General features: G+C 72.7%; 5 protein-coding genes and 1 pseudogene. 3 read left to right on the top strand and 3 right to left on the bottom strand.

What is annotated here, in order from left to right:
* Positions 1 to 116: 116 nt before the first annotated feature.
* Positions 117 to 326 (bottom strand): hypothetical protein, encoded by a 210-nt coding sequence (locus tag ABT367_RS39690; RefSeq protein WP_352258622.1) that lies wholly within the window; start codon positions 324 to 326, stop codon positions 117 to 119.
* A 464-nt stretch (positions 327 to 790) separates the two neighbouring features.
* Between ABT367_RS39690 and sucC the strand changes: the two genes are divergently transcribed.
* Both sucC and sucD read left to right on the top strand, forming a co-directional pair.
* Positions 791 to 1,969 carry an ADP-forming succinate--CoA ligase subunit beta gene (sucC, locus tag ABT367_RS39685; protein ID WP_352258620.1) on the top strand — a complete coding sequence of 393 codons (1,179 nt, stop codon included), beginning with the start codon at positions 791 to 793 and terminating at the stop codon, positions 1,967 to 1,969.
* Between the two features lie 21 nt (positions 1,970 to 1,990).
* Positions 1,991 to 2,875 carry a succinate--CoA ligase subunit alpha gene (gene sucD, locus ABT367_RS39680; RefSeq protein WP_352258618.1) on the top strand — a complete coding sequence of 295 codons (885 nt, stop codon included), beginning with the start codon at positions 1,991 to 1,993 and terminating at the stop codon, positions 2,873 to 2,875.
* Between the two features lie 200 nt (positions 2,876 to 3,075).
* Here sucD and ABT367_RS39675 read toward each other — a convergent pair whose 3' ends face one another.
* Together ABT367_RS39675 and ABT367_RS39670 are read right to left on the bottom strand one after the other, a co-directional pair.
* Positions 3,076 to 4,287 carry an RNA polymerase sigma factor gene (locus ABT367_RS39675; RefSeq protein ID WP_434975645.1) on the bottom strand — a complete coding sequence of 404 codons (1,212 nt, stop codon included), beginning with the start codon at positions 4,285 to 4,287 and terminating at the stop codon, positions 3,076 to 3,078.
* 1,541 nt (positions 4,288 to 5,828) lie between these two features.
* Positions 5,829 to 6,015, bottom strand: a pseudogene (locus ABT367_RS39670) (helix-turn-helix transcriptional regulator); the annotation flags it as partial.
* A gap of 135 nt (positions 6,016 to 6,150) precedes the next feature.
* Here ABT367_RS39670 and ABT367_RS39665 point away from each other — a divergent pair.
* A complete protein-coding gene (locus ABT367_RS39665; protein WP_352258616.1) occupies positions 6,151 to 7,860 on the top strand; it encodes a cell division protein PerM in 1,710 nt (569 codons plus the stop codon).
* Positions 7,861 to 7,937 lie beyond the last annotated feature (77 nt).

The raw sequence follows: 7,937 nt of genomic DNA, 5'->3' as shown, positions 1-7,937 counted from the left end.
CCCCCCAGGCCGGCGCCTGCGTGGCCGCGGGCCGGGCCTGTGCACCCCGAGCGCTTGGAGGGGACCTCTGCGCTCGGGGGTGTCCGGTCCGCGGCACGTTCCCGTCCGGCTCCCCCTCACCAAGGCCGGCTTCCTCCACTGCCGTCGGCCACCCGCGGTTCCACGGTGCGCAGTTGCGCGCCGGTGAGGCGGCCGGAGAGACGCTCGGTGAGCACACCGCCGACCCGTTCGGACCCCTTGCGAACCGTCTTGCCCTGGTCGAGCAACAGCTCGGCGTACTGCGGCAATTGGTTCGCGTCCGGGTCGGTCCGTGGCGGGTTCCGCACTGGCTTCTTCGACCAGCCCCCGCCTGCGCCAGGTCCCTGATCCACCGTCGAGTACAGCGTCTTGCCGAGACGTACCGAACGGATAACCGTCCGACCCGAGCCGAGAACGGCCGTCGCCGCACGCCCCGACCCCCGCGCATCACACGGACCCCTCCCCCTCGCGCAGCAAGCGGGGTCACGCTACGTCACTGCCTCACAGGCCCCGGGCGGCCTGTGACTGTTATCACCGCCACAGTGTGATCTGCGATTTAGGGACCAACGTCCCTCGGCGATAACCTGCGAGACGGACATGCCGCGTCCACGGCCACCGTGTACGCCTCCCTCAGTGACAGCGCCGTCACGTTGCCCTTCGCGGCACGCCCATGCAGACGCAGACATGCAGACGCAGCCCGCAGACAACGAACGCGACAGACGCGATCGCGATCAAACGCGACCGACGCGACACGGAAAAGGGACGGACGCGCGTGGACCTGTTCGAGTACCAGGCGAGGGACCTCTTCGCCAAGCACGGTGTACCGGTGCTGGCCGGTGAAGTCATTGACACGCCTGAGGCCGCGCGCGCCGCGACCGAGCGCCTCGGCGGCAAGTCCGTCGTCAAGGCCCAGGTGAAGGTCGGCGGCCGCGGCAAGGCCGGCGGCGTGAAGCTGGCCGACAACGGAGACGACGCGGTCGAGAAGGCCGGCCAGATCCTCGGCATGGACATCAAGGGCCACACGGTCCACAAGGTGATGATCGCCGAGCTGGCCCCCGAGATCGCCGAGGAGTACTACGTCTCGTACCTCCTCGACCGAACCAACCGCACCTTCCTGTGCATCGCCTCCGTCGAGGGCGGCATGGACATCGAGGAAGTCGCGGCCAACCGCCCCGAGGCGGTCGCCAAGATCGCCATCGACGCCAACGACGGTGTGAACGCCGAGAAGGCGCGCGAGATCGTCACGGCCGCGAAGTTCCCGGCGGACGTGGCCGAGAAGGTCGCCGACGTCCTCCAGGTCCTGTGGAAGACCTTCGTCGCCGAGGACGCGCTCCTCGTCGAGGTCAACCCGCTCGCCAAGGTCGCCTCCGGCGACATCCTGGCCCTGGACGGCAAGGTGTCCCTGGACGCCAACGCCGACTTCCGTCAGCCCGAGCACGAGGCGCTCGAGGACAAGGACGCAGCCAACCCGCTCGAGGCTGCGGCCAAGGCCAAGGGCCTCAACTACGTCAAGCTCGACGGTGAGGTCGGCATCATCGGCAACGGCGCGGGTCTCGTGATGAGCACCCTCGACGTCGTCGCGTACGCCGGTGAGAACCACGGCGGCGTGAAGCCGGCCAACTTCCTCGACATCGGCGGCGGCGCCTCCGCCGAGGTGATGGCCAACGGTCTCGAGATCATCCTCGGCGACCCGGACGTCAAGTCCGTGTTCGTCAACGTCTTCGGCGGCATCACCGCCTGTGACGAGGTCGCCAACGGCATCGTCCAGGCCCTGGAGCTCCTCAAGACCAAGGGCGAGGACGTCACCAAGCCCCTCGTCGTCCGTCTGGACGGCAACAACGCCGAGCTGGGTCGCAAGATCCTCAGCGACGCCAACCACCCGCTGGTGCAGCGAGTGGACACGATGGACGGCGCGGCCGACAAGGCCGCCGAGCTCGCGGCCGCGAAGTAAGGGACGAGGTCAGACACCACCATGGCTATCTTCCTCAACAAGGACAGCAAGGTCATCGTCCAGGGCATGACCGGTGCCACGGGCATGAAGCACACCAAGCTCATGCTCGCGGACGGCACCAACATCGTCGGTGGCGTGAACCCGCGTAAGGCGGGCACGTCGGTCGACATCGACGGCACCGAGATCCCGGTCTTCGGCACCGTCGCCGAGGCGATGGAGAAGACGGGCGCCAACGTCTCCGTCCTCTTCGTCCCGCCGGCCTTCGCCAAGGCCGCCGTGGTCGAGGCGATCGACGCCGAGATCCCGCTCGCCGTGGTCATCACCGAGGGCATCGCCGTCCACGACTCCGCCGCGTTCTACGCGTACGCGAAGTCGCAGGGCGACAAGACCCGCATCATCGGCCCGAACTGCCCCGGTCTCATCACCCCGGGCCAGTCCAACGCCGGCATCATCCCGGGCGACATCACGAAGCCGGGCCGCATCGGTCTGGTCTCGAAGTCCGGCACGCTGACGTACCAGATGATGTACGAGCTCCGTGACATCGGCTTCTCGTCCGCCGTCGGCATCGGTGGCGACCCGGTCATCGGTACGACGCACATCGACGCGCTTGCCGCGTTCGAGGCCGACCCCGACACCGACCTGATCGTCATGATCGGCGAGATCGGCGGTGACGCCGAGGAGCGCGCGGCCGACTTCATCAAGGCCAACGTGACGAAGCCGGTCGTCGGCTACGTCGCCGGCTTCACCGCGCCCGAGGGCAAGACCATGGGCCACGCCGGCGCCATCGTCTCCGGCTCCTCCGGCACGGCCGCCGCGAAGAAGGAGGCCCTCGAGGCCGCGGGCGTCAAGGTCGGCAAGACCCCGACCGAGACGGCCAAGCTCGCCCGCGCGATCCTCGCCGGCTGATTGCTGCTCGTAGCTCGTAGCTCGTAGCTCGTAGCTCGTACGAAGGCCCGTACCCCTCCTGCCAGGGGTACGGGCCTTCGGCGTGCGGGTCGGTCCGGCTGCGCGGACCGCGCGTTGTCAGTGGGCGCCGATAGCCTTGACAGGGCTCGGCCCCCGGGAGGGAGGGGTCTGTCCGGGCAACGGGCCAAGGGCCACAGGAGCTACTCGGCCAGCGGATGGACCCGCTCCGGCCCGGCACCCGGCTCGTTGCGCAGCTTCTCGCGGAGCTGCTTGTCCCGGTGGTCGAGGATCTGCGGCCCGGGCCGCGCCGGCACACCGGTGATCTTCTGGCCGGGGGCCTGCTTCGGCTCGTAGTCCTTCGCCGAGGTGATCCAGGTAATCGCCGACGCCCCGATGATCAGCGTCGTGAACGCGATCGCCGCCCGCGTCCAGAACCGCACCCGTCGCTCGCCCTCGCCCCGTACGGCCGTCGCCTTGCCCGTGCCGAGCTTCTCGGCGCAGGCCAACTCGTCCAGCCTGCGCTGGAGTTCGGCCGGGTCGGACAGCTCGGGCAGCTTCTCGGCGATCGCCTCGCGCGCATGCACGAGACGGTTCGCCGCGGCCGGCGTGCTCGCCTCGGTCTCGGCCGCGGTCTCGGGCAGATCGAGCCCGACACCGTCGTACAGGACGAGCGTGCGCCGGTACGAGGGCGGCAGGCTCAGGAGCGTGTCGAGCAGCTTGCGGTCCTCGGGCTCCGCCGGCGGGGCGTCCGGGTGGCGGTGGCTGCGGCGGAAACGGTGCCAGGGCGAGAGCGCGTATTCGTACGCGACCGCCCGCACCCAGCCCACGGGGTCCCGGTCCTTGGCGACGTCGGGCCACTGCTCCCACGCCTTGTGGAACGCCCGCTCCACCGCCTCCTTCGCCAGCGCGCGCCGTCCGGTCAGCAGATACGTCTGCCGTACGAGCCCGGGTGCGGTGAACGCGTACAGCGCGTCGAAGGCCTGCGCCGGCGTGAGACCCGTGGGCTCCTCCTCGGCGTGGCCGTTCCCCGGCCCGGGCGACCCGTCTCCGGCGAGTCCTCCGTCGGGGGTCTCGTCGACGAGGGCTGTGGCCTGGGCGGCTGAGGGCTTCGGTGCGGTGTCGCCGGGGCGGGCGCTTCGGCCGTCCGCGCGCTGCGCCGCAGTGCCGTTGTGCTCACCGTGGTGGTCGCCGCGGGGCGGCACACCGCTGTGCTCGTCGCGCGAGGGGCCGGTGCCGGCCGGTTTGGCGGCCCGCTTGGCCGCGGCCTTGGGCCGGGTCCGGGAGCCCTTACGGCCCTTACGTCCCTGCTCCTTGGAGAGGTCGACGAGCTGAGTGCTGACGGGGGCGGCGGCCTCGGCGGCCCCGGCGGACTGACTGAGCTCGGCACGCGCGGCGAGCTCGACGGGCTTCACAGGCATGAGGTGCTCGACGGCCTTTGCAGATTCGGAGGGCTGGGGGGAGGGTGCGGGGTTCGGGTTCGGGTTCGGGTTCGGGTGCGGGGCGTTGGTGGGCTTGGGGGTGGTCGGGGCTGCGGCCTCGGCCGGTTCAGGGATTGCTGAGGTGAGGGCCGCGGTCTCGGTCAGTTCAGGGGTTTCTGAGGTGAGGGCCGGGGTCTCGGTCGGTGAGGTGTGGGCCGGGGTCTTGGCCGGCTTGGGGGTGGTTGGGGTGAGAGTCGGGATCTCGGTCGGTTTGGTGGTGGCTGAGGTGAGGGCTGCGGCCTCGGTCGGTGAGTTGTGGGCCGGGGGCTCGGTGGGGCTGGACTTTGGTGCGGATGCGGATGCGGATGCGGTGGCGGCCGGGGCTTGGGGCGGCCTGGGGGTGGTTGAGGTGCGGCTCGGGGCCTCGGTCGACTCCACGGCGATGTCGGCCGGCACGGGGGCTCCGGTTTCGGTGGGGCCGGGAGCGGCCTTGGCGTTCCGGCCGGCCTCGTTCCTGGCGGGCCGGGACGCGGCTGCGGGGTCGGCTGGGCGTGCGGAGTCCGCCGGGGCCCGGGTGGGGGACCCCGGGGCCGCTTCTGCCGGTGAGGTCGCTGCGCGCGAGGGGGTAACCGGTGAGGTGTCGGGCGCGGCTGCGGTTGCGGCTGCACGGACCGACTGCTCGGTCGTGGACGTGACCGGCCGCGAGGTGTGTACGGGAGCGGTCGTCGAGGTCGCCGTCGCCGAGGGCGCCGCTGCCGAGGGCGGCGAGGCCGCGGGCTTCGGTGGAGCGGGCTTGGGGGGAGTGGGCCTGGGCTCGGCGGTCTCAGCGGGTGCGGGCAGCCCGGGTGCCGAGGACCCCGCCGCCCCGGACTCTGCCTCGGACCCCGCTGCACCTGATCCGGCTGCACCCGACATGACTGCACCGGGTCCCGTCGCACCCGCCCGGGTCGCGCCCGACCTGGCCGTACCCGACATCGCCGCACCGGACCCGACCGCACCGGCCCCTTCTCCTGCTCGTTCGCCCGCCCCCCGCCTGGCGAACTTGGCCAGCAGGGCAGGCGTGGGGCGAGCCGGCGTCGGGCGGGCTGCTCCGTCAACTTCTCCCTTGCGTCGCTCACCCCCCGTACGCCCGTCCCCGTCAGACGACTGACTCCCCGTCAGTGCCCGCCTCTCGCCCGTCCGTTCCTCACCCGAATCCCGCCGTTCCCCGCCCGAATCCCGCCGTTCCTCACCCGAGTTCCGCCGTTCCCCGCCCGAGTTCCGCCGTTCCTCACCCGAGTCCCGCCGTTCCCCGCCCCGAAGATCTGCCACTTCACCCAGCCGCCGCCCACCGGCCCGCGACGCACCTGAGCCCAAGTGACCGGCCCGCGACTCACCGGAGCCCAAGTGACCGGCCCGCGACGCACCGGAGCCCGGCCCAGCGGCCCGCGCGTCACCGACCTCGAGCCCACCCGGCTTCCCCCCGCCAACCCCGAGCCCACCCGGCTTCCCCCCACCAGCCCAGAGCCCACCCGGCTTCGACCCGCTCCAACTCGCCAGCAACCCCGCGTACGTCTCCCGCGTTCGTCCCCGGGGGTTCGTGCGGCCCGACTCCCAGGAGCGGACCGTCTCGCGGGTGACGCCGACCAGCTCGGCGACCTGGGCCTGGCTCAGGTCGTTCGCCTCACGCAGCCGACGGCGCTCCTCGGGGCCGGGCAGTGGGGCGGCGGGGCTCTGCGTCATGTCGGACTCTCCACACCGTGGGCTGTGGGACCGGGGCCCATGGCAGGACGGTGCCCCGATAAGTACATAAACGTATATTGGGCGACACTTCGGGCATTCGCCTGTTACGCGAAGAGCGCGCGTGTCGTTGGGACCATGGCGGGCGTGACGCACACGACCGACCGCAGCGCGCAGCCGGAGGGGCCCGCGGTCACGCCGCAGGCCCTGCTCAATGCCCTTGCCACGCGCCGCAGATCGTCGGCGCTCGTGCCCTGCCTCCTCGGCGGCGCGATCGCCGCGGGGCTCGGACTCGGGGCGCTGGCCGTCCTGGTGATGGCGTTCTGGATCTCGTCGCCGTACCCGGACAGCGGCCCCGGCGCGGCACTCCACGTGGCCGCGGGACTGTGGCTGCTCGCCCACGGCACCGAACTCGTCCGGCCCGACACCCTCACCGGCGTACCGGCCCCGGTCGGCATCACGCCGCTGCTGCTGCTCGGGCTGCCCGTGCTGCTCGTGCACCGCGCGGCCCGCGACGCGGCCGACGCGGCGCCGGACGTACGGACCGCGCTGGGCGGGGTGGCCGGCGGCTATCTCCTCGTCGGAACCGCCGCGGTGCTCTATGCGAGGGGCGGCCCGCTGTCCGCGGATCCGCTGAGCGCCGCCGTCCATCTGCCGCTGCTCGCGGGGGCCGCCGCGGCCGCAGGGGTGTGGACGGCGTACGGCCGGCCACGCGGTCCGCTGCCCTCCTTCGCGTACCGCCTCCAGGACACTTCGCCGGTACGTGCTCTCCTGGACCGCAGGGACCAACTCGCCGCCGCCGTGCGCTCGGCGACAGCCGGTGTGCTGGTCCTGCTCGGCGGCGGTGCGCTGCTCGTGGCCGTGTCGCTCGGGCTGCACCTCGATGCCGCGCAGGCCTCGTTCCTGCAGCTGACGGGCGCGTGGTCCGGCCGGGTCGCGGTGCTTCTGCTCGCCGTGGTCCTCGTACCCAACGCCGCCGTGTGGGGCGCCGCCTACGCACTCGGCCCGGGCGTGCTGCTCGGTACCGGACTGGTCGCCTGGCCGCTCGGGACCCCCGAGGGCGGTCCGCTGCTTCCGTCCTTCCCGCTGCTCGCCGCGGTGCCTTCACCCGGGCCCGGCACACCGCTGACCTGGGCCTGCCTCGCGGTGCCGGCGCTCGCCGGGCTGACCGTCGGATGGTTCGCCGTGCGGTCGGCGGCGCCGGCGAAGGGGGAGCGCGAGGAGGTCTGGAGCCGGGGTGCGACCGCGCTGGCGATCGGGCTCGCGGCCCTGCTCACCGGCCTCGCGCTCGCTCTGCTCGCCGCACTCGCCGGCGGCCCGCTCGGCGTGGGCACGCTGGCGTCGTTCGGTCCGGTGTGGTGGCAGGCCGGGGGCGCGGCCTGCGGCTGGGTCCTGCTGTGCGGGATGCCGCTGGCTCTGGGCGTACGAGGGTGGCGGGCGCGCACGCCCAAGGTGGCGTCCGCCGAGCCGGTGGCCGAGCCCGTCGAGTCCGTCGACACCGCCGTATCCGCCGAGCCCGCTGAACCGGGCGGGCGGCGGGCTCGGCGGCTGCCCCGGTGGTGGCCGCGCCGGGGCGCGGCGGCCGATGAGCAGGTGCCGGATCCCGCGCCCGTCGCTCCGGCTGCCGAGTCGCCCTTCGAGCCGTACGACTTCCTCGACTCGTCCTGGCATGACACGGGGTCGCGAGCGACGCGGTGGGCTGCGCTGGGGAAGGTCTCGGAGGCCGCGCCGGTGGGGCCTGTGTCGCTTGTGAAGCGGGAGCCTGGGGTGAGGGTGGAGCTTGAGGCCGCGTCGGCGCCCGAGGTGAGGTCGGAGCCTGGCGGGGGCTTGGAGCCCGGCGCATCGTGAGTGGGGGGGGGGGGGGGATTCATTCCCCCACCCCGCCCCTTCCCGAAACCGGGGCTTCGCCCCGGACCCCGGCATCC

It is taken from the genome of Streptomyces mesophilus (assembly GCF_040300965.1).
Classification (GTDB): domain Bacteria; phylum Actinomycetota; class Actinomycetes; order Streptomycetales; family Streptomycetaceae; genus Streptomyces; species Streptomyces mesophilus_A.
The sequence above is the reverse complement of the archived record's forward strand: the minus strand, read 5'-3'. Positions and strand labels throughout refer to the sequence as shown.

Coding starts and splice junctions, on each gene's coding strand:
- ABT367_RS39665 (WP_352258616.1), top strand. CDS start 6,151: ATGGCGGGCGTGACGCACACGACCGACCGCAGCGCGCAGCCGGAGGGG.
- sucD (WP_352258618.1), top strand. CDS start 1,991: ATGGCTATCTTCCTCAACAAGGACAGCAAGGTCATCGTCCAGGGCATG.